We start from the raw sequence: 23,861 nt of genomic DNA, 5'->3' as shown, positions 1-23,861 counted from the left end.
ACACAGATTTCGTGAAATTGGTGCAGTCGTGTCGCGACCCGGCGTGCGGGCGGCGGCTAGCGATCGACCAGCGTCCAGTCCTCGAGCCCCTCATACAGCGGAAAGTCCCGCGCCAGCCGCGTCACCCGCTGGCGCAGAGCGGGCACGTCCGCGGCGGTGCCGGCCGCGAGGGCGGTGCCGATGATGTCGGCGACCTCGGTGAACTCGGCATCGCCGAAACCGCGAGTGGCCAGGGCCGGGGTGCCGACCCGCAGGCCCGAGGTCACCATCGGCGGCCGCGGGTCGTTGGGAACGGCATTGCGGTTCACCGTGATGCCGGTCTCGTGGAGGAGATCCTCGGCGGCCTTGCCGTCGAGCGGCGAGTCGCGCAGGTCCACCAGCACCAGGTGGACGTCGGTCCCGCCGCTGACCACCGACACACCGGATTTGGCGACATCGGATGCCAGCAGCCGTTCGGCGATGATCCGGGCGCCGGAGAGGGTGCGCTGCTGCCGGTCGGCGAATTCGGGCGTGCCGGCGATCTTGAACGCGACCGCCTTGCCGGCGATGACATGCATCAGCGGTCCGCCTTGCTGTCCGGGGAAAACCGCCGAATTGATGGCCTTGGCGTACTCCTGCTTGCCCAGGATCATCCCGGACCGGGCGCCCCCGAGGGTCTTGTGCACGGTCGTGGACACCACGTCGGCGTGGGGCACCGGGCTCGGGTGCAGGCCCACGGCCACCAGACCGGCGAAGTGGGCCATGTCCACCCACAGCTTGGCGCCGACCTCGTCGGCGATCGACCGGAACGCCGCGAAGTCCTGGATCCGCGGGTAGGCCGACCAGCCCGCGATGATCACCTTGGGATGGAATTCGAGCGCCTTGGCCCGCACCGCGTCCATGTCGAGCAGATGCGTCTTCGGATCGACGGTGTAGAAACCGACGTCGTAAAGCTTGCCGGAGAAGTTGAGCTTCATGCCGTGCGTCAGGTGGCCGCCGTTGGCGAGGTCCAGACCCAGCAGCCGCTCCCCGGGCTGCATGAACGCGTGCAGTATGGCGGCGTTGGCCTGGGCGCCGGAATGCGGTTGGACATTGGCGAACTCGGCACCGAAGAGCGCCTTGGCGCGATCGCGGGCGATGTTCTCGACGACGTCGACGTGTTCGCAGCCGCCGTAGTAGCGCCGCCCGGGTAGGCCTTCGGCGTATTTGTTGGTCAGCACGCTGCCCTGCGCCTGCAGCACCGAGCGCGGAGCGAAGTTCTCCGAAGCGATCATCTCGAGCGTGTCGCGTTGCCGGTGGAGTTCCTTGTCCATCAACTCGGCGATTTCGGGGTCAACCTCGGCGAGCGGGGCCGACATCAGGGATGCGGTAGTGCGGGCGTCGGGTGCGGCAGTCACGGCCGCCAGTCTATCGAGCCGCGTTTTTGGCCAGCCCAGCCGTGGGGCGCGCGTCGGCCCCTGCGACACTGGCACTATGCCGCGGCTGAGCGAGCCGAGCCCCTACGTGGAGTTCGACCGAAAGCAGTGGCGCGCGCTCCGCATGTCCACGCCGCTGGCCCTCACCGAAGAGGAACTGATCGGCCTGCGCGGTCTGGGCGAGCAGCTCGACCTGCTCGAGGTCGAAGAGGTGTACCTGCCGCTGGCCCGGCTCATTCATCTTCAGGTCGCCGCGCGGCAGCGATTGTTCGCCGCCACCGCGGAATTCCTCGGCGAGCCGCAACAAAACCCGGACCGGCCGGTGCCGTTCGTGATCGGTGTGGCCGGCAGCGTGGCGGTGGGCAAGTCGACCACCGCCCGCGTACTGCAGGCGCTGCTGGCGCGCTGGGATCATCACCCCCGGGTCGACCTTGTCACCACCGACGGTTTCCTCTACCCCAATGCCGAATTGGATCGGCGAAACCTCATGCACCGCAAGGGTTTTCCGGAGAGCTACAACCGCCGGGCATTGATGCGGTTCGTGACCTCGGTGAAATCCGGTTCCGATTACGCGTGCGCGCCGGTGTATTCGCATCTGAAGTACGACATCATTCCGGGGGCCAAGCACGTGGTCCGCCATCCCGACATCCTGATCTTGGAAGGCCTCAACGTTTTACAGACGGGCCCGACGCTGATGGTGTCGGACCTGTTCGACTTCTCGCTGTATGTGGACGCCCGGATCGAAGACATCGAGCAGTGGTACGTGTCGCGGTTCTTGTCGCTGCGCGGCACGGCGTTCGCCGACCCGGAATCACACTTCCACCACTACTCGGCCCTCAACGACACCAAGGCGGTCGCGGCCGCCCGCGAGATCTGGCGATCGATCAACCGGCCGAACCTCGTCGAGAACATTCTGCCCACCCGTCCGCGCGCGACCCTGGTGCTGCGCAAGGACGCCGACCACTCCATCAACCGCCTCCGCCTGCGCAAGCTCTGACGACCCGCGAAAGGCCGGAGCGGGGCGGCGCTCCTGGCGGAGGCGCCCCGCACCGGCGGGAGGGGAGGCTAAGCCGCGAGGCGCCGCACTCCCAGGTATTGCAGCGCGGCGAAGCCCGCGGTGTACACACCGGTGGCCAGCGTCGCGACGACCCCGATTGCGGTCATCGGCACGAGCGCGGCGGCCACGATCGCGGCCAGGGTGTAGACGATGTTGGCCACGACCACACCGATCCCGGCGCGACGCAAGTCCGCCGTCGCCGCCAGGCCGAACACCACCAGCCCATAGAGCACGAAGAACGCCCCCATGGCGTATTCCTCAAGGGACGTCAGGCCGGTCAGCGACGAGAGTGGATCGGCTACGAAAGCGACCGCCAGACCGCACAATCCCGTCAACGTGGCATCGGCACGCATGGCGAAACGCAGCAGCGAGTCGGTCGAATCGTAGAGGGGCCTGGTTGGGATGACAGATACAGCGGTCATGGTTACTCCTCGCGATGGCGGTAGTCGAACAGCTTTGAGCGTGCCGCCCATGCACTGCCATATCGACGCGTGGCACTGCCAGTTACTGCCACGAGTTCTATGACCAGGTAGTTCATCGGACTATTCCCGCTCGGCGCCGCCAAATTCCACACGTGTCTCAAACCGTGGGGTTGGTGGCGTGATCGGGCGCCCCCGCGACCGCGACACATAACCAGTGGCGAAGACACGCCGACGCCGCTCGCAATGGGTTATGTCCCGAGGGGCGGCGAGGGGTCGATGCCTACTCGCTCGCGACCGGGACGCGCCCGCGCAGGTCGGCCGCGATGAGCCGGGCCGCGGCGTTTTGCCAGTTGTGCAGCGAGCGCTGCGGGACCTCGGTGACGAACCACTGCCAGGCCTGCCGGGCGGTCGGATCCAAGCCCGCGGCCGTGGCGTTCTGCGCGTATGCGCGCACCCCGACGACGTAGGGGAAGTACAGCGAGTTGTAGTAGCGCCACTCCTCGGTGGTGCCGAAATCGCCTGCGTCGCGGGGTTTGAGCCGCGCGATGCCGTCGGCGAGGACGGCCTTGAGTTCGTTGGCCCGCTCCACCGGGTGGTCGGGCGCGCCGCGCGCGGCCAGCCGCTCGTCGATGACGGGCAGCGCCGTCAGCGGGCTCGCGACCAACTTGGTCAGGTCGGCGTAGTGGCCCAGCGCTCGGCGGGTGAGCCTGGTGAACGTGTCGTCGTCGACGCCTCGCAGATTCCTGAGGGGATCGGCCGACCGCAGCGGCAGCGCCGCCCCGGTGTGCCGCAGCGCGGCCCGATCGGCGCGCAGCGTGGGTGATTTCGAGAAAGCCAGCCGGTCGAGGACCCCGGCCAGCGGGTCGGCCAGCACCTGCACCGTGATCGCGATCGCCAGAGTGGTGAACAGCAGCACGGTCAGAACCGTCTGCGCGGTGGTCTCATGCCGGATGACCGCCAAGCCGATCAGCGCCTGGCCGCCGAACAGCACGGCCACCGCCGAACAGCCGGCAAACGAGCGCAGCATGTCCGCCCGCAGCGCCTGCCCCTCGTCGAACGCATCCCACAGTGCAACCGCCACGCCCAGCGTCAGCACATCGAAGCCCGTGGACGCGAGGGCCAGCCAGCTGGGCACCAGGCCGAGCGGGATGATCAGGATGGCGTTGGCCAGCGCGAAGAACAGGGTCGCGACGACGACGATGCCGGCCACCGGCACCGGCTGCTTGGGACGCCGCACGGCGGCGACCATCGCGCCGAGGGTGGATATCGAGATCACCGCCATCATCAGCACATGCCCGGGCCGCAGCGGCCCGTCGACGCTGCCGGCCATCGCCGCGCCGAACAGGGTGAGCGCGGCGACACCGGCGACGAGCAACAGCTCCCAGGTGCGCGCCCGCCAGCCCTCGGACGGCCGGGACAGCTCGACAAGGACCGCGAACCACGCCACGCTCGGGACGGCGGCCAGGTATATCTCGATCTGGCTGAGCACTCCGCTGCGTGCAACCCCGACGGTGCGCACCGCGTCCAGCGCCACCACCAGCGCGAAACCGCACAGCCCGATCGCCGCCAGCGCAAGCACGGGCTTACGCGGATCGCGGGCCAGCAGATACAACCCCAGCCACCCGCTCAGCGTGAACACCACCGCCGACAGCGCAGCCATGCCTCTAGTTTGTCACGAGTTATTTCCCGTAGCGCCGATGGCGCTGGCTGTAGTCACGCAGCGCGCGCAGGAAATCCACATGGCGGAACGCGGGCCAATGCGCTTCGCAGAACCACATCTCGGAGTACGCGCTTTGCCACAACAGAAAGCCGGACAGGCGCTGCTCCCCCGATGTGCGGATGACCAGATCGGGATCGGGTTGCCCAGAGGTGTAAAGGTTTTCGGAGATGGCGTCGACGGTCACCGCGTCGACGAGTTCCTCCGCGCTGGCCCCGTTGGCGAGCTCCTTGCTCAACAGCGCCCGCACCGCGTCGACGATCTCCCGGCGTCCGCCGTAACCGACGGCCACGTTGACGTGGAACGGCGCCACCGCCGGCGTGGACTCCACCGCGCCCCGAAGCCGCCGGGCGGGCTCGTCGCCGAGCAGCTCCAAATCCCCCACGGTGCGCACGCTCCACCGGTTGGCGGGCGCACAGATCTCCTCGACGACGTCGGTGATGATCTCGATGAGCGCGGCCAGCTCGTCGGGGTCGCGCTGCAGGTTTTCGGTGGACAGCAGGTAGACGGTCGTCATTTCGATACCGGCGGCCTGGCACCAGCGCAGCATCTCGGCGATCTTGGCGGCGCCCATGCGGTAGCCGTAGCTGACGTCGTCGTAGCCGGCATCGCGCGCCCATCGCCGGTTGCCGTCGCACAGCACCGCGATGTGGCGGGGCAATTCGGACTTCGACGCGGCCAGACCCTGCCGCAGCCGCAGCTCGTAAATGCGGTACAGGGGCTCTTTGAGCCGCGGCGGGATGACCTCCACGAAGATTCACCCTACTGTGAGCTGCGCCAATTTCCCGCCCGCATTTCCGGCAATCTCACTGCACGTCTGACCAGCCACTGCGCCGACGGCCGCTAGTGTTTAGCGGTATGAGCGGCCAGACGACCACGGTCACCCACCCGGAGTCCGAATCGCAGGGCCCCGCGGCGAATGCCGCGCAGCATCTCGTCGACGGCGTCGCCCGGGTTCTGACCAAGCCCCGCTTCCGCGGCTGGATCCACGTCTACTCCGCCGGGGCCGCCGTCGCCGCCGGGGCGTCACTGATCGCGGTGTCGTGGGCGGTCGGATCGACCAAGGCCGGGCTCGCGACGTTCGTCTATACCGCGGCCACGATCGTGATGTTCACGGTCAGCGCGACCTACCACCGCGTCAACTGGCGATCGGAAACCGCGCGGAAGTGGATGAAGCGGGCCGATCATTCGATGATCTTCGTGTTCATCGCCGGCAGCTACACCCCGTTCGCGCTGCTGGCCATGCCGCCCGCCGCGGGGCGAGCGGTGTTGTCCATCGTGTGGGGCGGCGCGGTGGCCGGGATTCTGTTGAAGATGTGCTGGCCGTCGGCGCCGCGCTGGGTGGGCGTGCCGCTGTATCTGCTGCTGGGCTGGGTCGCGGTCTGGTACACCGGCACGATCCTGCACAATGCCGGGGTCGCCGCGATGGTGCTGCTGTTCGTCGGCGGCGCCCTGTACAGCATCGGCGGCATTCTGTACGCGTTGCGCTGGCCCGACCCGTGGCCGAACACGTTCGGCTTCCACGAGTTCTTCCACGCCTGCACCGCGGTGGCGGCGATCTGCCACTACATCGCGATGTGGTTCGTGGTGTTTTAGAGCTGGGTGACGTTGTCCGCCGACCAGTAGGCCTTCATCGCGGCGACCTTGCCCTGATCGTCGAACACCATGACGTCGATCGGCTCGATCAGCATCCGGTGCTCGCCCGCGGCCACGGTCAGCCGGAATTGGAAAGCCGCTTCCTTGCCGGCGACGCGCAGCGTGACCAGTTCGCACTCCCGCTGCAGATCGTTAAGCGCCGAGTAGAAGCCGTGGATCGCCTGGCGACCGATGTGGACCTCACCGCCGACCGGGTCCTCGACAGTGGCGTCGTCGGCGTACAACTCGACGACGTCGTCGGCACTGCCCTTGGTCATCAGCTCGATGTAGCGGTTGACCGTTTCGGTGATGTGTTCGGCGCTCGGCATAAAGCGTCACGCTACCGTGGCGCGGCCAGCGCCTCCGCGAGGTGTTCGGCAGAGGTGACCGGCAGGTCGCAGACGCGTCCCCGGCACACGTAGGCCGCGTCGGCGCCGGCCAGCCGGTCCCGCCCGGCGAGCAGGACCGACGAGTCCTTTTCGCCGCCGACGACGATCGTCCCGCCGGGCGCCAGCCGGCGCGCTTCGGCGAGCAGCGGTGAGTTCGACGGGTCGCAGGCGACCGCGATCTGCAGCGGGCCGCGCACCGCGGATTCGGCGACGGCCAGCCAATGTCCGGCCGAGCGCGGCGCGCGCGCCAGCAGCACAGAGTGCGCGCTCAGCGCCGCGGACGCCGCCTGCAGATACCGCTGCGCCCGGTCGCCGTCGACCAGGTGGGCCGCGGTCAGCAGCGCATCGGTGACGGTCGAAGCCCCCGACGGCGTCGCGCCGTCCAGCGGGTCGGCGGGCCGCAGCATCAGTTGCTCGGCGTCGTCGGCCGTGTCGAACCACCGGCCGGGCCGCTGCGGGTCGGCGAAGTGCGCGAGCGCGATGTCGAGTAGCTCGGTTGCCCGTGTCAGCCAGGCGTGGTCGGCGGTGAGTTGATATAGCGCGAGCAGTCCGGTGGCGAGCATCGCGTGGTCCTCCAGGATGGCGGCGCTGTCGCCGACCACCCCGCCGAGGCTGGCGCGGCGCAGCCGGCCGTCGACGACGTGTAAGTCGAGCAGCGCCGTCGCGCAATCCTGTGCGGCGCTTGCGAGTTCGGGTTTATCCAGGGCGACGCTGGCTTCGGCCAGCGCGGTGATCGCCAGCCCGTTCCACGACGTGACGACCTTGTCGTCGCGCCCGGGCTGGGGCCGGGTGCGCCGGTCTGCCAGCAGCACGGCCCTGAGGCGGTCCAGCCGCTGGGGATCGTCGGGATCGGCGGGAAGCTGCAGCACCGATGTCCCGTGTTCGAACGTTCCGGGCTGGGTGACCGCGAAAACCTCTGCGGCCCAACGGCCGTCGTCGGCGCCGAGGACCTCGGTCAGCTGCTCCGGCGTCCACACATAGGTCAAGCCCTCGCGCCCGTCGGCGTCGGCGTCCAGCGATGAGGTGAACATGGCGCCGTCGGCAAGCTCGTCGAGGAGAAACCGGGCGGTCTGGGCGGCGACCCGGCGCGCGAGCGGATCACCGGTCCGCCGGGCCCAGTGCGCGTAGCAGCGCAGCAGCAGCGCGTTGTCGTAGAGCATCTTCTCGAAATGCGGTACCACCCAAGCGTTGTCGACGCTGTACCGGGCGAAGCCGCCGCCCAGCTGGTCGTAGATGCCGCCGCGGGCCATCGCGTTGCCGGTGCGCGTCACAGCCTGCAGCGCCGCCGGCGAGCCGGTGCGCTCGTAGTGGCGCAGCAGCGCCTCGAGGATCGCCGAGGGTGGGAACTTCGGGGCGCCACCGAATCCGCCGTGCACGGTGTCCTGCTCGCCCAGCACCGTCGCGACGGCATGGTCGCACAGCGCGGGCGCCACGTCCGGGCCCCCGCCGGGCAGCCCAGATGACATTTTGCGCAACTCACCGGCGATGTGTTCGGACGCCTCGTCGACCTCGCCGCGGCGGGTGCCCCACGTGTCGGACACGGCCGAAAGGAGTTGCAGGAAGCTGTCTTTGGGGTAGTACGTGCCACAGAAGAAGGGGCGGCCATCCGGTGTCAGGAAACACGTCATCGGCCAACCGCCCTGCCCGGTGAGCGCGACGGTGGCGTTCATATAGACCGCGTCGAGGTCCGGTCGTTCCTCGCGGTCCACTTTGATGCAGACGAAGCCCGCGTTCATCGCCGCGGCCACCTCGTCGTCCTCGAACGACTCGTGCGCCATGACGTGGCACCAATGGCACGCGGCGTAGCCGATGGACAGCAGGATCGGCACATCGCGCGCGGCGGCCTCCGCCAGCGCCTGCGGCGTCCACTGCTGCCAGTGCACCGGGTTGTCGGCGTGCTGACGCAAATACGGGCTAGTGGCCAGCCCGAGTGTGTTGGTCCCGGTGCCCTCAGCCGGGCTCATCGCCGGAACCTGGCGGTGATCCGTCGGGCCGCCCGGGGCGTCGCTCCGGCGCCTCGTCGACCGCGTCGGTGCCCTCGTCGGCGGCCTGATCGGGCTCGGGGTGCTCGGGATCGAATGTCTTCGGGACTTTCTTCAGCTGCCGGTTCATCGACCGCAGCAGCAACAACGTCGCGATGAGCAGCAGCACGACGACCAGCAACCCCAACGGGCTGGCCTTGCCGAAATCCGGGCCGTGGTTTCGGGTCGGTCCGTCGGCGAACACCGTGAGCAGAACGGTGCTCACGAGTGGTCCTCGATCCCGGCGAACAGGTCGTCCTCGGGCAGCTGGGCGGGCACCCGCGAGCGGGCCAACTCGAATTCCTCGGTCGGCCACAACCGCTGCTGCCATGCGATCGGGGCCGCGAAGAATTCTGCGTTCGGGTCGATCTGGGTGGCGTGGGCGCGCAGCGCATCGTCGCGTTGGCTGAAATATTCCGAACACTGCACCCGCGTCGTCACCCGGGACTCGAAGGGATCGTGCTCGGGCTTCCAGTGCTGCAGCCACTTGCCGAACGGGCCTTCTTCGCCATGCTTGGCGAACTCGTCCTGCAGCAGCTGCATCCGCTGGCGTAGGAAGCCGTGCACGTAGTACAGCTTGGACACGTTCCACGGGTCACCGGCGTCCGGGAAGCGCGCGCGGTCGCCGGCCGCCTCGTACGCGGCGACCGAAACATTGTGGCAGGCAATATGATCCGGATGCGGGTAGCCGCCGTTCTCGTCGTATGTGGTCATCACGTGCGGCCGGAACTCGCGGACGACACGCACCAGCGCCTCGGTGGACACCTCCAACGGGACCAGCGCGAAGCAGTCCTCGGGCAGCGGCGGTGGCGGGTCGCCCTTGGGCAGGCCGGAGTCGACGAAACCGAGCCAGGTGTGTTCCACGCCCAGAATCTCGGCGGCCTTGGCCATCTCGTCGCGGCGGATTTCGGCCATGTGCCCGTGCACGTCGGGCAGGTCCATCGCCGGATTGAGGATGTCGCCGCGCTCGCCGCCGGTCAGCGTCACCACAAGCACCCGATGGCCTTCGTCGGCGTACCGGGCAAGGGTCGCCGCACCCTTGCTGGACTCGTCATCGGGGTGGGCGTGCACAGCCATCAACCGCAGTTCGCTCACATGCCCCCTTGTCGGTCTGCTGGACGCCCGGTTTCGACCCTATAATTCCAGGTGCCGATCGCTGCATCCCGTCGGCCGAGGTCCGGCAGTCGCTCAGCCCAGGCATACCCACCCATGACCGAAACCCCCATCGCTCGTCCGGAGGCCCGCTACGGGCGTTCGCGGCTATCTGGGGTTTCGCGCCGCCGGGCGGTGACCGCGGCGGCCCTGCTCGCAGTTGCGGTCGGCCTCGTGGTCGCCGTCGTCGGCTATCTACGGCTTGGCACTAGCGACGTCAGCGGTTCGCTGGGTGGCTATTCGGTGATCGATGACGAGACGGCGTCGGTCACGATCAGCGTGACGCGATCTGACCCGTCGCGGCCGGTGGACTGCATCGTGCGGGTTCGCGCCAAGGACGGCAGCGAGACCGGCAGGCGCGAGGTGCTGGTCCCGCCGTCTTCCGAGACCACGGTGCAGGTGACGACGACGGTGAAGTCCTCCCAACCCCCCGCGATGGCGGACATTTACGGCTGCGGCACCGACGTACCGGGCTATCTGCGCCCGCCCGACAAGCGATAAAGAACTGCGAATATGGCGTCATCAGCTGTTTCCGCGGTGGTAACATGGGTGAATGCACGGTTCCTGCTGGGACCGTGTATTGCTGCTTAAAGGCCGTGAGCAGAACGGCACCGGGGGTGGGACCCCAATACCCCGACAGCGGGGATCAGAAGCTTACGCGGATACGCGGAACGGAAAGACGAGGAGCGCGACGAGATGACCGATACTCAGGTCACCTGGCTGACCCAGGAATCACATGACCGGCTCAAGGCCGAGCTCGATCAGTTGATCGCGAATCGCCCCGTCATCGCCGCGGAAATCAACGACCGCCGCGAGGAGGGCGACCTTCGGGAGAACGGCGGATACCACGCCGCCCGCGAAGAGCAGGGCCAGCAGGAGGCACGCATTCGCCAGCTGCAGGACCTGCTCAACAACGCCAAGGTCGGCGAGGCGCCCAAGCAGTCCGGTGTGGCGCTGCCCGGCTCGGTGGTCAAGGTCTACTACAACGGCGACAAGTCCGATAGCGAGACGTTCCTGATCGCCACCCGCCAGGAGGGCGTCAACGAGGGCAAGCTCGAGGTGTACTCGCCGAACTCACCGCTGGGCGGCGCCCTGATCGACGCGAAGGTGGGCGAGACCCGCAGCTACACCGTGCCCAACGGCAACACCGTCGAGGTCACCCTGGTCAGCGCGGAGCCCTACCACTCCTAAGCGAGCGCCTGCTCGAGGTCGGCCAGTAGGTCGGCGACGTCCTCGATACCCACCGAAAGCCGCACCAGGTCGTCGGGCACTTCCAACTGCGAGCCGGCCGTCGACGCGTGAGTCATGGCGCTGGGGTGTTCGATCAGCGATTCCACCCCGCCCAGCGATTCGGCCAGGATGAACACCTTGGTGCCGGCGCACAGATTCTCGGCGGCCGCCCTGCCCGCTCGCATGCGCACGGAAACCATGCCGCCGAAGCCGCGCATCTGCTTCGCGGCGATCTCGTGCCCGGGGTGACTGGACAGACCCGGGTACAGCACCGTGCTCACCGAGTCATGCCCGGCGAGGAATTCCGCTACGGCCAAAGCGTTTTCGCTGTGCCGCTGCATGCGCAGCACCAGCGTCTTCAAACCGCGCATCGTCAGGTAGGCGTCGAACGGGCCGGGTACCGCCCCGGCCCCGTTCTGCAGGAAACCGAAGGCCTCGTCCAGCTCTGCGTCGTTGGTGATCAACGCGCCGCCCACCACGTCGGAGTGACCGCCGATGTATTTGGTGGTCGAGTGCAATACCACATCGGCGCCCAGCGTCAGCGGCTGCTGCAGCGCGGGTGACGCAAACGTGTTGTCCACCAACACCTTTGCCGAGTGCTCTTGGCCGAGTTCGGCGAGGGCCGCGATGTCGGCGATGGACAGCAGCGGGTTGGTCGGTGTTTCCACCCAGACCAGCCGCGTCGCCGGCGTGATCGCGTCGCGCACGGCGTCCAAGTCGGACAGCGCCACCGGCGTGTACCCCACGTTCCAGGGCGTGAAGACCTTGTCGATCAGCCGGAAGGTGCCGCCGTAGGCGTCATTCGGGATGACGACGTGATCGCCGGGCCGCAGCATCGCCCGCAGTGCGCAATCGGTGGCGGCCATCCCGGAACTGAATGCCCTTGCGAACGTGCCCTCTTCGACGACCGCCAGCGAGGCTTCGAGCGCCGATCTGGTCGGGTTGCCGGTGCGGGCGTATTCGAATCCGCCACGCAGGCCGCCGACGCCATCCTGGGCGAACGTGCTGCTGGCGTAGATCGGGGTGTTCACCGCCCCGGTCGCGGGATCGGGGCGGTACCCGGCGTGGATGGCTTTGGTGGCTAGGCCGGTGATTTCGTGGTGTCGCTTACCGTCTCCGCTCATCGACGATCAGCCTAGCCAGCCCGGCCATTGCTAGCCCTGTTCGATCGGCAGGACGACCGTCGTCATGATCTTGTCGGCCAGAGTCTGTCGCTTGGCGTCCCACAGCGGGAACAGGAAACCGATGTAGCAGATGATCGCGTCGACGAAGTGCGCAAGCTGGCGCACGATGGACAGACCGAAACCGAGGGGCTGCCCGGTGACTTCGCTGACCACCTTGACCTTCATCACCGATTTGCCGAGGCTCGACCCCGTGGTGCCCTGGCGGTAGCCGTAATTCCACAACAGGTAGCCGAGGCCGACCAGATGCGCCAACCACTGCACGAGTTGGCCGATCATCGAAGGCTGGCTGGCGCAGTACTGGTTGACGTCGTACTGCGTGATATCGGTGACGCAAGACGTCTGCTGAGTCGCGATCATGATCACGGTGCCGATGCCGACCACCACCGCGTACGGGATGGCGTCGATCACGAAGGCCAGCACCCTGGTGAGCCAGGGCGTGTAGGCCTCCGTCGGCAGAGTCCGGATGGCGGGCCCCGGTGGTGGTGGCGCAACGCCGCCGGCAGACGGCGGAGGCGGCGGGTACGAACCGCCGCCCGGTGGCGGGGGCGGTGGCGGGTAGGCGGCGCCGGGCGCCGAGGGCGCGGGCTCGTGCTCACCCTGGCCGGGCGGAGGTGGAGGGGGGAGGTGAGATTCGCCAGGCGGCGGTTGATCGGTCATGGCAACCCTTCCACTTCGGATGAGCTGAACTGGGCCGCATTACAGTACCTGAGCGCGGCCTGGCCGGGCGAGACCTTTCGAGACGCCGCGCTAAGGCCGCCGCGGCTCGGAGAGGAACCCCAACAAGTCGTACCGGGTGATCACTCCGACCGGCTTGCCTTGCTCCACCACCATCAGCGCGTCCCACTCCCGCAGCGCCTTACCGGCCGCGGTCACCAACTCGCCGGCGCCGATCATCCGCAGCGGCGGGCTCATGTGTTCGGAGACGGCGTCGGCCAATTTGGCGCGGCCTTCGAAGACGGCCGAAAGCAGTTCGCGTTCGGAGACACTGCCGGCGACCTCGCCGGCCATCACCGGCGGCTCGGCCCCCACGACCGGCATCTGCGAGACCCCGTACTCACGCAGAATGCCGATGGCGTCGCGCACCGTCTCCGACGGATGGGTGTGCACCAGATCGGGCAGCGCGCCGGACTTCCCGCGCAGCACGTCGCCGACCGTGGGTTGCTCGGTCGAGCCGTCGAGGCGGCTGCGCAGGAACCCGTACGACGACATCCACGCGTCGTTGAAGATCTTCGACATGTAGCCGCGCCCGCCGTCGGGCAGCAAAACGACGACGAGCGCATCGGGCCCGGCCTCCTCTGCTACCTTCAGCGCGGCCACCACGGCCATCCCGCACGAACCGCCGACCAGCATCGCTTCCTCGCGGGCCAGCCGCCTGGTCATGTTGAACGAATCGGAGTCGGACACCGCGATGATCTGATCGGGCACACTCGGGTCGTAGGCCGCCGGCCAGAAATCCTCGCCGACACCTTCGACCAGGTAGGGCCGACCGGTGCCGCCCGAATACACCGAGCCCTCGGGGTCGGCGCCGACGATGCGCACCGCGCCACCGGACACCTCCTTGAGGTAGCGGCCGGCGCCGGTGATGGTCCCGCCGGTGCCGATGCCGGCGACGAAGTGGGTGACCTTGCCGTCGGTGTCGGCCCAGATCTCCGGGCCGGTGGTCTCATAGTGGCTGGCCGGACCCTCCGGATTGGCGTACTGGTCGGGCTTCCACGCGCCGTCGATCTCCCTGACCAGCCGGTCGGAAACGCTGTAGTAGCTGTCCGGGTGGTCGGGCGGCACCGCCGTCGGGCACACCACCACCTCGGCGCCGTAGGCCAGCAACACATTGCGCTTGTCCTCGCTGACCTTGTCCGGGCAGACGAAAACGCACTTGTAGCCGCGGTGTTGGGCGACCAGCGCAAGACCGACACCGGTATTGCCCGAGGTCGGTTCGACGATCGTCCCGCCCGGCTTGAGCAGCCCAGCGGCCTCCGCGGCGTCGATCATCTTCACCGCGATCCGGTCCTTGGAGCTGGCGCCGGGGTTGAGGTATTCGACCTTTGCCACGACGGTGCCCGCGCCGGCGGGGATGACGGAGTTCAGGCGAACCAGTGGGGTGCCACCGATGAGCTCGCTGATGTGCTGCGCGATTCGCATGCATTCATCGTCTCAGGCCGTTTCAGGCCGCGCATACCCGCGCCGCGGCCGGCGGAGGAGGCCGCGCTAATCGGTGGCTTCGCGGATGTACTCGCCGATTTGGCGCAGCGAACGGATTGCCTCGGGCACCATTGGCGCGGCGAGCTGGAAGTCGTGAATCTGGCCGGGCCATACCCGGACTTCAGCGGGCACGCCGACCGCCGCCAGCCGGCTCGCGGCCAACTGGGCGTCGTGCAGCAGCACCTCGGATCCGGACACGTGGATCAGCGTCCGCGGCAGGCCCGGTTTGATGTGCTCCAGCGGCTCGTAGATCTCTTCGGGTTTGCCGTCGACGATGTTCTTTTTGGCGGCGCTAGCAACCAACGCGACGAGTGCGTCGAAGGCGGTGGCGGGGAACATCGCGTCGGTCTTGATATTGGGATGGGCCTGCTTGCATTCCTTTGCTAGCTGCAGCAGTGGCGAGATCGCGACCAGCGCCGCCGGCTCTTCGCCCTCCTCCTGCAGGCGTTGCGCGAGGGCGAGCGCGAGATACCCGCCGGCCGAGTCGCCGGCCAGCACGATGCGGTCGGCGTCGTAGCCGCGCCGGCGCACCCATTGGTAGGCGTCGTGGCAATCGGCCAGCGCCATTCCCACCGAATGCTTGGGCAGGAGCCGGTAGTTGACCACCAGGACGGGTGAGTCAGCAAACTTCGAGAGCGCTTCGACGAGCCGTCCGTGTGAGTTTGCTCCACACGTCAAGAACGCTCCGCCGTGGAAGTAGAGAACCATCCGGCGGGTGCCGTCCGCGGGCAGGACCCCCGGGGCACGAACCAACTGTGCCGACGCGTTTGGCAAGTTCACGTCCTGTCGGACCGTGGCGGTCACCGGAAGCACGACCCGGGATAGAAGGTCGATGAGGCCCCAGGGCCAGGGCGCGTTGGGTGCGTGGCTTCCGGCGGCCAGGATCGGCCGGATCGTCAGCCGTGACGCGAGATTGGCAAGCCGCGCAGCAACGCTCGGCCCCGATTCGAGGACCTCGACCGGCGCCCCATCGCTGATCGCGAATTTGCGTGATTCAACTCTACGTGCCTTGAGGACATCGTGTGTGCAAATGGCTCTCGGGGCGGAACCGGATACCTTGCTCGGTGCGGTCATGCTCAACACTTCCTACGCCGTTGTAGTCCGATACAGCATGTGACGAGGCGGCTAAGCGTCCGGTTCATGTTCTATTCGCCGAGTCGTTCAGCCAACTCGCTGGACTTAGCTTGACAGGCTTTTCCGGGTACAACATTTGAAGAGTCTGATTTGATACCACATGTGATTCACAACGTGATCACATTGTTTTTAAGCCGCCAGCGCAAACACTCGAGCCGATCTAAACTGATTGCGTGACCATCAGGGTGCCGCGTCGTTCGACGATCGCCCTGGCCACAGCGGGTGCACTCGCCTCGACAGGCACGGCCTACCTGGGCGCTCGCAACCTGCTCGTCGGCCAGGCGACGCACGCGCGCACCGTCATCCCGAAGGCGTGGGACATCCCGCCCCGCGCCGACGGCGTGTACAGCCCGGGCGGCGGGCCGGTGGAGCGGTGGCAGCGCGGGGTACCCGCCGATCTGCACTTGATGATGTTCGGGGATTCGACGGCAACCGGATACGGCTGCATGAGCGCGGAAGAGGTGCCGGGCGTGGTCATCGCGCGCGGACTCGCCGAGCAGACCGGCAAGCGCATCAGGTTGAGCACCAAGGCGATCGTCGGCGCCACCTCGAAAGGCGTGTGCGGCCAAGTGGATGCGATGTTCGTGGCGGGAGCGCCGCCGGACGCGGCCGTGATGATGATCGGTGCCAACGACGTCACCGCGCTCAATGGGATCAGCCAGTCCGCGCAACGGCTGGGCACGGCGGTGCGCAAGTTGCGCACCCGCGGCGCCCTCGTGATCGTGGGCACCTGCCCGGATCTGGGCGTGATCAGCGCCATCCCCCAACCGCTTCGCTCCCTGGCGCACGCGCGCACTTCGCAGCTCGCCCGCGCCCAGGCCGCGTCGGTCCGGGCGGCCGGCGGTGTGCCGGTGCCGTTGGCGCACCTGCTGGCGCCCCAGTTCCGGGCCACGCCCGAGGTGATGTTCTCCGCCGACGGCTTCCATCCCTCGCCGGCCGCGTACGCGCTCGCGGCCAGGGCGCTGTTGGCGACGCTCAGCGATGAGCTGGACGAGCAGGTCGAGGAGGTCGGCGGCCCGGCGGAGGAGGCACCGGCCCCCGCGCCGGCGCCGGTGCTCGACGCCGCGCACACCCGACGCAGTGTCATGCCGCGGCTCTGGCAGCGGCCGCTGCCCGGTTCGCCCGCCCCGTCGTCGTAGCGGCCGGTCGGCACCGACTAGATTTGTGCTACCCGTCGAGGTGGACGTACCACCCGTTCCTAGCTAGCCCGCGTCCCATGGGAGAGAACCGCCATGCCTGAAGCCGTCATAGTCTCCGCTGCCCGTTCGCCGATCGGCCGCGCCATGAAGGGGTCGCTGGTCTCCATGCGGCCCGACGACCTGGCGGCCCAGATGGTGCGCGCCGCGCTCGACAAGGTGCCCGCCCTCAACCCGCATCAGATCGACGACCTCATCCTGGGTTGCGGCCTGCCCGGCGGTGAGTCGGGCTTCAACATGGCGCGCGTCGTCGCCGTCGAACTGGGCTACGACTTCCTGCCGGGCACCACGGTGAACCGGTACTGCTCGTCGTCGCTGCAGACGACGCGGATGGCTTTCCACGCGATCAAGGCGGGCGAGGGTGACGCGTTCATCTCGGCGGGAGTGGAAACCGTGTCCCGCTTCGGGAAAGGCAACTCCGACTCGTGGCCGGACACCAAGAACCCACTGTTCGACGAGGCCCAGGAGCGGACCGCCGCCGCGGCCAACGGTGCGGACGAATGGCACGACCCCCGCGCCGACGAGAACCTGCCCGACGTCTACATCGCGATGGGCCAGACCGCTGAAAACGTCGCCATCCTGACCGGCATCAGCCGCGAGGACCAGGACCACTGGGGCGTGCGCAGCCAGAACCGGGCCGAGGAGGCCATCAAGAGCGGGTTCTTCGAACGCGAGATCACCCCGGTGACGCTGCCCGACGGCAGCACCGTCAGCACCGACGACGGCCCGCGGCCGGGCACCACCTACGAGAAGGTCAGCGAGCTCAAACCGGTGTTTCGCCCCAACGGCACCGTGACCGCGGGCAACGCCTGTCCGCTCAACGACGGCGCCGCCGCACTGGTGATCACCAGCGACACCAAGGCCAAGGAACTGGGCCTGACACCGCTGGCCCGCATCGTGTCGACCGGTGTCAGCGGCTTGTCGCCGGAGATCATGGGGCTGGGCCCGATCGAGGCGTCCAAGAAGGCGCTGGAGCGGGCCGGCATGTCGATCAGCGACATCGACCTGTACGAGATCAACGAAGCGTTCGCGGTCCAGGTGCTGGGCTCGGCGCGCGAGCTGGGAATGGACGAGGACAAGCTGAACGTGTCGGGCGGGGCGATTGCGCTGGGCCACCCGTTCGGCATGACCGGCGCGCGCATCGCCACCACGCTGCTGAACAACCTGCAGACCCACGACAAGACGCTCGGCTTGGAAACCATGTGTGTCGGGGGCGGCCAGGGCATGGCGATGGTGATCGAGCGGCTCAGCTAGTCGACCGCTGCTTTGGGTGTGCGTCCTGGGCGCCGAGTGTGTGCCAGGGGCGCCGTGAGCGCACACTCAACGGCGAATCACGCGCAACAAAAAACCGGCACGCCAATCGGCGTGCCGGTTTTCGCGTCAAGCGCTAATCGTTCTGCAGATAACTGAGCAGCCGCAGGATCTCGAGGTACAGCCAGACCAGGGTCACGGTCAGGCCCAGGGCGATGCCCCACGCCGCCTTCTCCGGCGCCCCGGCGCGGATCATCTGGTCGGCCGCGTCGAAGTCGATGAGGAAGCTGAACGCCGCGATACCGATACACACCAGCGAGAAGATGATCGCGATCGTTCCGCCGCTGCGCAGACCCAGGCCCGTGCCGCCGCCAACGTGGAACATCGCCAGCACGAAATTGCCGAGCATCAGAGCCAGCACGCCAAACATTGCGGCGACCAACATCCGGGTGAACTTGGGCGTGACTCGGATCGCGCCGGTCTTGTAGACGACCAGCATCCCGAAGAACACACCGAAGGTGCCGAGCACGGCCTCCCCGATCAGGGCGCCGGCGTTGGCGGACGAAACAGTGAAATTCGCGAAGACGAACGAGACCGCGCCGAGGAACAGGCCCTCGAGGACGGCGTAGCTGAGCACGATCGCCGGGCTGTCCTGCTTGCGGCCGAAGGTCGCGACCAGCACCAGCCCCAAGCCGCCGAGCGCGCCGATCAGGGTCAGCGGCATCGCCAGCGCGAGGTTGGACGCCACCAGGAAGTAGGAGACGATCGCCGCGACCGTCAGCACGCCCAGCGTGATGCCCGTCTTGGTGACGACGTCATCGATCGTGACCGGACGGGATACCTTGGCCTCCTGGTAGGGAGCCGCCGTGTAGGGGTCGCCTTGGTAGTACCCCTGCTGCACCTGGGCCGCGCCAGTGCCGAATTGCGCGTATCCGCCGCGCTGCTTAGGCAGCGAGCGAAATACCGGGTTACTTGTCTCCCGCACTGTCGGATCCTCTCTGAAGACTGTGGTTTGGAGCTGTGCGAACACCTGCTCAACGATTAGTCACCCGCCCGGGTTCCCAGCGGAGCTGGGGTTTTGCCGATAATTCCGGGCTCGGACGTTCTCGTCCGGTTAAACATAAACCTTACCCGCGGGTACTGGGGCGGTAGTGACGATCTAGATTGCTGGTCGAGACTCCGACTGCCTTGTCGGGCAGCATTCTGGGTACGGATTTTCCGGCGATTAGGAGGCTAAGGCGTGACGGAGGAATCCGACGAGGTCCTTACCCGGGTCGACGGTGGCGTCGGCCTGATCACGCTCAACCGCCCCAAGGCGATCAACTCGCTGAACCAACCGATGGTGGATGCCCTGCGAGCCATCCTCATCCGCTGGGAAGCCGACGACGCGGTGCGCGCCGTGGTCTTGTCCGGCGCCGGGGACCGGGGATTGTGCGCCGGCGGCGACGTCGTGGCGGTCTACCACAGCGCCCGCAAGGACGGCGTGGAGGTGCGGAAGTTCTGGCGCGACGAGTATCTGCTCAACGGCCAGATCGGGCGTTTCCCCAAACCGTACGTGTCATTGATGGACGGCATCGTGATGGGCGGCGGCGTCGGCGTCAGCGCACACGGCAGCGTCCGGGTGGTGACCGAAACCTCAAAGGTGGCAATGCCGGAGGTCGGCATCGGCTTCATCCCCGACGTCGGCGGCGCGTTTCTGCTGTCCCGGGCGCCGGGCGCGCTCGGGCTGCACGCCGCGCTGACCGGCGCGCCATTCTCCGGGGCCGACGCCATCGCAATGGGATTCGCCGACCACTACGTGCCGCACGGCGAACTCGACGCGTTCACCGCGGCGATCGTTGCCGACGGCATCGAGAACGCGCTGGCCCGCCATGCCGTCGAACCCCCACCGAGCGAGCTTGCCGCACAACGCGATTGGATCGACGACTGCTTCGCGGGCGAAACCGTCGAAGACATCGTCGCGGCGCTGCGCGGCCACGGCGACGGGCCGGCCAACGAGGCCGCCAACCTGATCGCCACCCGCTCCCCCATCGCGGTGTCGGTGGCGCTAGAGGCGGTGCGCCGGGCCGCGAAACTCGACACGCTGGAAGACGTTCTGATCCAGGACTATCGGGTGTCGTCCGCCTCGGCGCGCTCGCACGACCTGGTGGAGGGCATCCGCGCGCAGATCATCGACAAGGATCGCAATCCGAAATGGTCGCCGGCGACGCTGGCCGCGGTCAGCGCGGCCGACGTCGACGCGTACTTCGCGCCCGTCGACGACGACTTGAGTTTCTAGAAAGGCGGTTTGGATGACAGAGGTGACCTCTAAGACCTACGAAACCATCGTGGTCGAGCGCGACCAGCGAGTTGGGACCATCACGCTGAACCGGCCCAAGGCCCTCAATGCACTCAACAGCCAGGTGATGAATGAAGTCACCAGTGCGGCAACAGAATTGGATGACGATCCCGGTATCGGGGCGATCATCATCACGGGGTCGGCCAAGGCGTTCGCCGCGGGCGCCGACATCAAAGAAATGGCCGAGTTGACGTTTTCCGACGCGTTCGAGGCCGATTTCTTCGCGGCCTGGGGCAAATTGGCGGCAATCCGCACCCCGACGATCGCCGCGGTGGCCGGCCACGCACTCGGCGGAGGATGCGAACTCGCCATGATGTGTGACCTGCTGATCGCGGCCGACACCGCGAAATTCGGCCAGCCGGAGATCAAACTCGGCGTGCTGCCGGGCATGGGCGGCTCGCAGCGTCTCACCCGGGCCATCGGCAAGGCCAAGGCCATGGACCTGATCCTGACCGGGCGCACCATCGACGCCGCCGAAGCCGAACGCAGCGGCCTGGTTTCGCGGGTGGTGCCGGCCGACGACTTGCTGACCGAAGCCAAGGCCGTCGCCACCACCATTTCGCAGATGTCGCGCTCGGCCGCCCGGATGGCCAAGGAAGCCGTCAACCGGGCCTTCGAATCCACGCTGTCCGAAGGACTTCTCTACGAACGCCGGCTCTTCCACTCGACCTTCGCAACGCACGACCAGTCCGAGGGAATGGCGGCATTCATCGAGAAGCGCACCCCCAACTTCAACCATCGGTAGGACGCTCCCATGAGCGAAACGGGCTCTGTCACCAGCACCGAAGCCGACGACGAATCCGTCGCCAGCCCCGACGCCGAGGCCCCGGCCAGCGCGCACGGCACCGTGGAAGCGCCTGACGCTATCCGAAAGCCTTGGTGGGTAAGGCATTACACGTTCGCAGGCACCGCGGTCGGCCTCATCTTCATCTGGTTCTCCATGACGCCGTCGCTGCTGCCCCGCGGCCCCTTGTTCCAGGGGCTGGTCAGCGGGATCTCCGGCGCCATCGGCTATGGGGTGGGCGTCTTTTCGGTGTGGCTGGTCCGCTACATGCGTGAATCGAAGTCCAGCCCGCCGGCGCCGCGCTGGGCGTGGAAGGTGCTGATCCCGATCGCCGTGGTGGGCCAGGTGCTGATCGCAATCTGGTTTCACGTCTGGCAGGACGACGTGCGCGATTTGATGGGCGTGGCGCACCTGGAGTGGTACGACTACCCGATCGCCGCGGGGCTGTCGGTGGTGGTGCTGTTCACCGTCGTCGAAATCGGCCAGTTCATTCGCTGGCTGGTCAGATTTTTGGTGGGCGAAGTCGACCGCATCGCCCCCTTCCGCCTGTCGGTGACCATCGTCGTGGTGGCGCTGGTGTTCCTGACGGTCACCTTGCTCAACGGCGTCGTGCTCAAGTTCGCGATGCGCACCATGAACAACACGTTCGCCACGGCGAACAACGAGATGAATCCCGAGATCGCGCCGCCGAAGAGCCCGCTGCGATCCGGCGGCCCACAATCCCTGGTCTCGTGGGAGTCGCTGGGCCACCAGGGCCGCATATTCGTCAACGGTGGTCCGTCTATCGGCGAGCTGACCGCTTTCAACGGGGCCCCGGCCGCGGAACCGATCCGCGCCTACGCCGGCCTGACGTCCGCCGATGGCATCACGGCGGCCGCCGAGCTTGCGGCGCGCGAGCTGCAACGCGAAGGCGGCCTGCAACGCCAGGTCGTCGCCGTAGCGACGACCACCGGGACCGGCTGGATCAACGAGGCGGAGGCGTCGGCGCTGGAATACATGTACAACGGCAACACCGCGATCGTGAGCGTGCAGTATTCGTTCTTGCCGAGCTGGCTGTCGTTCCTGGTGGACAAGGAGAACGCGCGGCACGCCGGCCAGGCACTGTTCGAGGCGGTCGACAGGCTGATCCGCCAAATGCCCGAAGGACAGCGGCCCAAGCTCGTCGTGTTCGGCGAGAGCCTCGGATCCTTCGGTGGCGAGGCACCGTTCATGAGCCTCAACAACGTGCTGGCCCGCACCGACGGCGCGCTGTTCAGCGGACCGACCTTCAACAACACGATCTGGACGGACCTGACGTCGACGCGCGACGCAGGGTCGCCGCAGTGGCTACCGATCTACAACGACGGCAAGAACGTCCGGTTCGTCGCTCGCCCAAGCAATTTGGCGCGCCCGGATTCGACGTGGGGTCACCCCCGCGTGGTGTATATGCAGCACGCCTCCGACCCGATCGCGTGGTGGACGCCGGATCTGCTGTTCAGTGAACCGGATTGGCTGCGCGAAAGACGGGGATACGACGTGCTGCCGCAAACACATTGGATTCCGGTGGTGACGTTCCTGCAAGTCTCGGCGGATATGGCGGTCGCCGTGGACGTGCCCGACGGGCATGGCCACCGCTACGTCGCCGATGTGGCCGACGGCTGGGCCGCGGTGCTGTCACCGCCCGGGTGGACGCCGGACAAGACGGAAAAGCTGCGGCCGCTGCTGCACGACAACGAGTGACTAGAGCCAGCGGCGACCGGTGGTCCCGGCGTCCGCAAGTCCCCCGGGGCGCGGGTCGACGGCGCCGCCGGCCAACCGTTCCAGCACACCGGCGCCCGCGAGCGCGTGGTAGCCGCCGACGACGTCGGTGGCGCGGAGCAGGCCGATATCGAGCAGGGCCGCGACGGCCAGGCTGGACGTGTAGCCCTCCGAACACACGATCACCCATTCGACGTCGTCGCCGACGGCCTCCGGCAGCCGGGCGTCGCTGGTCGGGTCGCAGCGCCATTCCAGGACGTTGCGCTCGATCACCAGCGCGCCCGGTATCTCACCCTCGCGGAATCGTTGCGCCTGCGGCCGGATGTCGACCAGCACCGCGCCGCGTCGCACCGCGTCGGGCACCTCGGCGGCGGGCAGGCGGCGGTACCTGCGCCGGGCGGATCTCAACACCACGTCGATGCGGCTCACTGCGGCCCCTCGGGTTGGTCGGTCAGTTCGGTGCGCCGGCGGCGCAACCTGTTGGAATCGGTGACTTCGTAGTACGACATCGCGGTCAGCGGCGGCGAGTAGGCGTGCACGCTCAGCGTCGGCTCGACCGGACCCTTGATCGTGCTCGCCGCGGGCCCGGTCACGGCCCTGGGCGCCCACACCACGTCGTGCACCCAGCCCAGCGGGAACCCGGCCTGGTCGCCCGCGTCGAGCCGGCGGCGCCGCAGTCCGCGTCCGTCCCAACGGAATTCGTTGAGTGAACCGGTCAGCACCGTCAGCGCGCCGAGGGAACCGCCGTGGTCGTGCAGTTCGGTGGCGCGACCGGGGACCCAGCTGATCAGCCAGACGTCCAGCTCGTCGTCGCCGTGGATGCGCGCGAACCAGCGCTCGCCCTGCGGTATGCCGCGCTCGGGCAGCAGGTGGTCGCAGCGCCCGCTGAGCACGTCGTCGGCGGTCTGGTCGGTGGCGTGCAACAGGTCGGGCACCCGCAGCCGGGTGGGACCCGCCGATGGCGATGTGACGGTGTAGGGACGCAACTCGATGGACGAGGGCAAAGACATTGGGGAGTGCT

At 67.8% G+C, this 23,861-nt stretch carries 24 protein-coding genes; 9 read left to right on the top strand and 15 right to left on the bottom strand.

Going from position 1 to position 23,861, the window contains the following annotated elements:
• Positions 1–56: 56 nt before the first annotated feature.
• Entirely contained in the window at positions 57–1,337 is a 1,281-nt protein-coding gene (glyA, locus tag ACQI5H_RS09945; RefSeq protein WP_427079354.1) for a serine hydroxymethyltransferase, read from the bottom strand.
• A 115-nt stretch (positions 1,338–1,452) separates the two neighbouring features.
• Here glyA and coaA point away from each other — a divergent pair, with 115 nt between their 5' ends.
• Complete coding sequence (coaA, locus tag ACQI5H_RS09940) at positions 1,453–2,391, top strand: type I pantothenate kinase (RefSeq protein ID WP_076127635.1); 939 nt, start codon at positions 1,453–1,455, stop codon at positions 2,389–2,391.
• Positions 2,392–2,459: 68 nt separating this feature from the next.
• Here coaA and ACQI5H_RS09935 read toward each other — a convergent pair whose 3' ends face one another.
• From ACQI5H_RS09935 to ACQI5H_RS09925, 3 genes are all read right to left on the bottom strand, one after another.
• Positions 2,460–2,873, bottom strand: coding sequence for a hypothetical protein (locus ACQI5H_RS09935; RefSeq protein ID WP_427079216.1), 414 nt, complete (start codon positions 2,871–2,873; stop codon positions 2,460–2,462).
• A gap of 280 nt (positions 2,874–3,153) precedes the next feature.
• A complete protein-coding gene (locus ACQI5H_RS09930; protein WP_427079215.1) occupies positions 3,154–4,533 on the bottom strand; it encodes a hypothetical protein in 1,380 nt (459 codons plus the stop codon).
• 19 nt (positions 4,534–4,552) lie between these two features.
• Positions 4,553–5,341 (bottom strand): (2Z,6E)-farnesyl diphosphate synthase, encoded by a 789-nt coding sequence (locus ACQI5H_RS09925; RefSeq protein WP_076127628.1) that lies wholly within the window; start codon positions 5,339–5,341, stop codon positions 4,553–4,555.
• A gap of 107 nt (positions 5,342–5,448) precedes the next feature.
• Between ACQI5H_RS09925 and trhA the strand changes: the two genes are divergently transcribed.
• Positions 5,449–6,186 (top strand): PAQR family membrane homeostasis protein TrhA, encoded by a 738-nt coding sequence (gene trhA, locus ACQI5H_RS09920; protein ID WP_427079214.1) that lies wholly within the window; start codon positions 5,449–5,451, stop codon positions 6,184–6,186.
• Here trhA and ACQI5H_RS09915 read toward each other — a convergent pair.
• The 4 genes from ACQI5H_RS09915 to mca are packed head-to-tail and all read right to left on the bottom strand — an operon-like array spanning position 6,183 to position 9,730.
• The gene (locus ACQI5H_RS09915; RefSeq protein WP_427079213.1) at positions 6,183–6,554 is read right to left on the bottom strand and encodes a nuclear transport factor 2 family protein; all 372 of its coding nucleotides are present in this window, start codon (positions 6,552–6,554) and stop codon (positions 6,183–6,185) included. The genes trhA and ACQI5H_RS09915 overlap by 4 nt on opposite strands.
• Positions 6,555–6,565: 11 nt before the next feature.
• The gene (locus ACQI5H_RS09910; protein WP_427079212.1) at positions 6,566–8,578 is read right to left on the bottom strand and encodes a thioredoxin domain-containing protein; all 2,013 of its coding nucleotides are present in this window, start codon (positions 8,576–8,578) and stop codon (positions 6,566–6,568) included.
• Positions 8,565–8,861, bottom strand: a complete 297-nt coding sequence (locus ACQI5H_RS09905; RefSeq protein WP_427079211.1) for a hypothetical protein — start codon at positions 8,859–8,861, stop codon at positions 8,565–8,567. Before ACQI5H_RS09905 ends, ACQI5H_RS09910 begins: the two co-directional genes overlap by 14 nt.
• Positions 8,858–9,730, bottom strand: a complete 873-nt coding sequence (gene mca / locus ACQI5H_RS09900; RefSeq protein ID WP_427079210.1) for a mycothiol conjugate amidase Mca — start codon at positions 9,728–9,730, stop codon at positions 8,858–8,860. The genes ACQI5H_RS09905 and mca overlap by 4 nt, the downstream gene beginning before the upstream one ends.
• A 114-nt stretch (positions 9,731–9,844) precedes the next feature.
• On the opposite strand from mca, the gene ACQI5H_RS09895 reads away from it, so the two are divergent.
• Both ACQI5H_RS09895 and greA read left to right on the top strand, forming a co-directional pair.
• Complete coding sequence (locus ACQI5H_RS09895; protein WP_427079209.1) at positions 9,845–10,288, top strand: DUF4307 domain-containing protein; 444 nt, start codon at positions 9,845–9,847, stop codon at positions 10,286–10,288.
• A gap of 195 nt (positions 10,289–10,483) precedes the next feature.
• On the top strand, positions 10,484–10,978 hold the full coding sequence (gene greA / locus ACQI5H_RS09890) for a transcription elongation factor GreA (RefSeq protein WP_066915156.1): 495 nt from the start codon (positions 10,484–10,486) through the stop codon (positions 10,976–10,978).
• Here the strand turns inward: greA and ACQI5H_RS09885 are convergent.
• From ACQI5H_RS09885 to ACQI5H_RS09870, 4 genes are all read right to left on the bottom strand, one after another.
• The gene (locus ACQI5H_RS09885; protein ID WP_427079208.1) at positions 10,975–12,141 is read right to left on the bottom strand and encodes a cystathionine gamma-synthase; all 1,167 of its coding nucleotides are present in this window, start codon (positions 12,139–12,141) and stop codon (positions 10,975–10,977) included. The genes greA and ACQI5H_RS09885 overlap by 4 nt on opposite strands.
• Positions 12,142–12,171: 30 nt before the next feature.
• Positions 12,172–12,858 carry an RDD family protein gene (locus ACQI5H_RS09880; RefSeq protein WP_427079207.1) on the bottom strand — a complete coding sequence of 229 codons (687 nt, stop codon included), beginning with the start codon at positions 12,856–12,858 and terminating at the stop codon, positions 12,172–12,174.
• Positions 12,859–12,948: 90 nt separating this feature from the next.
• Complete coding sequence (locus ACQI5H_RS09875; RefSeq protein ID WP_427079206.1) at positions 12,949–14,340, bottom strand: cystathionine beta-synthase; 1,392 nt, start codon at positions 14,338–14,340, stop codon at positions 12,949–12,951.
• Between the two features lie 66 nt (positions 14,341–14,406).
• Positions 14,407–15,474 (bottom strand): alpha/beta hydrolase, encoded by a 1,068-nt coding sequence (locus tag ACQI5H_RS09870; RefSeq protein WP_427079205.1) that lies wholly within the window; start codon positions 15,472–15,474, stop codon positions 14,407–14,409.
• Between the two features lie 245 nt (positions 15,475–15,719).
• Between ACQI5H_RS09870 and ACQI5H_RS09865 the strand changes: the two genes are divergently transcribed.
• Positions 15,720–16,673, top strand: a complete 954-nt coding sequence (locus ACQI5H_RS09865) for an SGNH/GDSL hydrolase family protein (RefSeq protein WP_427079353.1) — start codon at positions 15,720–15,722, stop codon at positions 16,671–16,673.
• 93 nt (positions 16,674–16,766) lie between these two features.
• On the top strand, positions 16,767–17,984 hold the full coding sequence (locus ACQI5H_RS09860; RefSeq protein ID WP_427079204.1) for an acetyl-CoA C-acetyltransferase: 1,218 nt from the start codon (positions 16,767–16,769) through the stop codon (positions 17,982–17,984).
• Positions 17,985–18,117: 133 nt separating this feature from the next.
• Here the strand turns inward: ACQI5H_RS09860 and ACQI5H_RS09855 are convergent, their stop codons facing one another.
• A complete protein-coding gene (locus ACQI5H_RS09855; RefSeq protein WP_076061815.1) occupies positions 18,118–18,966 on the bottom strand; it encodes a Bax inhibitor-1/YccA family protein in 849 nt (282 codons plus the stop codon).
• A 255-nt stretch (positions 18,967–19,221) separates the two neighbouring features.
• On the opposite strand from ACQI5H_RS09855, the gene ACQI5H_RS09850 reads away from it, so the two are divergent.
• From ACQI5H_RS09850 to ACQI5H_RS09840, 3 genes are read left to right on the top strand one after another with little or no spacing between them, the layout of a single operon-like run.
• Complete coding sequence (locus ACQI5H_RS09850) at positions 19,222–20,259, top strand: enoyl-CoA hydratase/isomerase family protein (protein WP_427079203.1); 1,038 nt, start codon at positions 19,222–19,224, stop codon at positions 20,257–20,259.
• Between the two features lie 13 nt (positions 20,260–20,272).
• Positions 20,273–21,064: an enoyl-CoA hydratase gene (locus ACQI5H_RS09845; RefSeq protein ID WP_427079202.1), complete on the top strand. Its 792-nt coding sequence runs from the start codon at positions 20,273–20,275 to the stop codon at positions 21,062–21,064.
• 9 nt (positions 21,065–21,073) lie between these two features.
• The gene (locus ACQI5H_RS09840; RefSeq protein ID WP_427079201.1) at positions 21,074–22,822 is read left to right on the top strand and encodes an alpha/beta hydrolase; all 1,749 of its coding nucleotides are present in this window, start codon (positions 21,074–21,076) and stop codon (positions 22,820–22,822) included.
• On the opposite strand, the gene ACQI5H_RS09835 is transcribed toward ACQI5H_RS09840, so the two are convergent.
• Positions 22,823–23,269, bottom strand: coding sequence for a rhodanese-like domain-containing protein (locus tag ACQI5H_RS09835; RefSeq protein ID WP_427079200.1), 447 nt, complete (start codon positions 23,267–23,269; stop codon positions 22,823–22,825). It abuts the gene before it with no gap.
• Positions 23,266–23,850 carry a cysteine dioxygenase gene (locus ACQI5H_RS09830; RefSeq protein WP_427079199.1) on the bottom strand — a complete coding sequence of 195 codons (585 nt, stop codon included), beginning with the start codon at positions 23,848–23,850 and terminating at the stop codon, positions 23,266–23,268. The genes ACQI5H_RS09835 and ACQI5H_RS09830 overlap by 4 nt, the downstream gene beginning before the upstream one ends.
• Between the last annotated feature and the right edge of the window lie 11 nt (positions 23,851–23,861).

Origin of the sequence: Mycobacterium heidelbergense, from assembly GCF_050205645.1 — a bacterium.
In the GTDB taxonomy this organism is placed as follows: Bacteria; Actinomycetota; Actinomycetes; order Mycobacteriales; family Mycobacteriaceae; genus Mycobacterium; species Mycobacterium heidelbergense_A.
The sequence above is the reverse complement of the archived record's forward strand: the minus strand, read 5'-3'. Positions and strand labels throughout refer to the sequence as shown.

Excerpts from the sequence above, each read along its gene's own strand:
- glyA (WP_427079354.1), bottom strand. The coding sequence starts at position 1,337 with ATGTCGGCCCCGCTCGCCGAGGTTGACCCCGAAATCGCCGAGTTGATG.
- coaA (WP_076127635.1), top strand. The coding sequence starts at position 1,453 with ATGCCGCGGCTGAGCGAGCCGAGCCCCTACGTGGAGTTCGACCGAAAG.
- ACQI5H_RS09935 (WP_427079216.1), bottom strand. The coding sequence starts at position 2,873 with ATGACCGCTGTATCTGTCATCCCAACCAGGCCCCTCTACGATTCGACC.
- ACQI5H_RS09930 (WP_427079215.1), bottom strand. The coding sequence starts at position 4,533 with ATGGCTGCGCTGTCGGCGGTGGTGTTCACGCTGAGCGGGTGGCTGGGG.
- trhA (WP_427079214.1), top strand. The coding sequence starts at position 5,449 with ATGAGCGGCCAGACGACCACGGTCACCCACCCGGAGTCCGAATCGCAG.
- ACQI5H_RS09915 (WP_427079213.1), bottom strand. The coding sequence starts at position 6,554 with ATGCCGAGCGCCGAACACATCACCGAAACGGTCAACCGCTACATCGAG.
- ACQI5H_RS09910 (WP_427079212.1), bottom strand. The coding sequence starts at position 8,578 with ATGAGCCCGGCTGAGGGCACCGGGACCAACACACTCGGGCTGGCCACT.
- ACQI5H_RS09895 (WP_427079209.1), top strand. The coding sequence starts at position 9,845 with ATGACCGAAACCCCCATCGCTCGTCCGGAGGCCCGCTACGGGCGTTCG.
- greA (WP_066915156.1), top strand. The coding sequence starts at position 10,484 with ATGACCGATACTCAGGTCACCTGGCTGACCCAGGAATCACATGACCGG.
- ACQI5H_RS09885 (WP_427079208.1), bottom strand. The coding sequence starts at position 12,141 with ATGAGCGGAGACGGTAAGCGACACCACGAAATCACCGGCCTAGCCACC.
- ACQI5H_RS09880 (WP_427079207.1), bottom strand. The coding sequence starts at position 12,858 with ATGACCGATCAACCGCCGCCTGGCGAATCTCACCTCCCCCCTCCACCT.
- ACQI5H_RS09875 (WP_427079206.1), bottom strand. The coding sequence starts at position 14,340 with ATGCGAATCGCGCAGCACATCAGCGAGCTCATCGGTGGCACCCCACTG.
- ACQI5H_RS09870 (WP_427079205.1), bottom strand. The coding sequence starts at position 15,474 with ATGACCGCACCGAGCAAGGTATCCGGTTCCGCCCCGAGAGCCATTTGC.
- ACQI5H_RS09860 (WP_427079204.1), top strand. The coding sequence starts at position 16,767 with ATGCCTGAAGCCGTCATAGTCTCCGCTGCCCGTTCGCCGATCGGCCGC.
- ACQI5H_RS09845 (WP_427079202.1), top strand. The coding sequence starts at position 20,273 with ATGACAGAGGTGACCTCTAAGACCTACGAAACCATCGTGGTCGAGCGC.
- ACQI5H_RS09840 (WP_427079201.1), top strand. The coding sequence starts at position 21,074 with ATGAGCGAAACGGGCTCTGTCACCAGCACCGAAGCCGACGACGAATCC.
- ACQI5H_RS09830 (WP_427079199.1), bottom strand. The coding sequence starts at position 23,850 with ATGTCTTTGCCCTCGTCCATCGAGTTGCGTCCCTACACCGTCACATCG.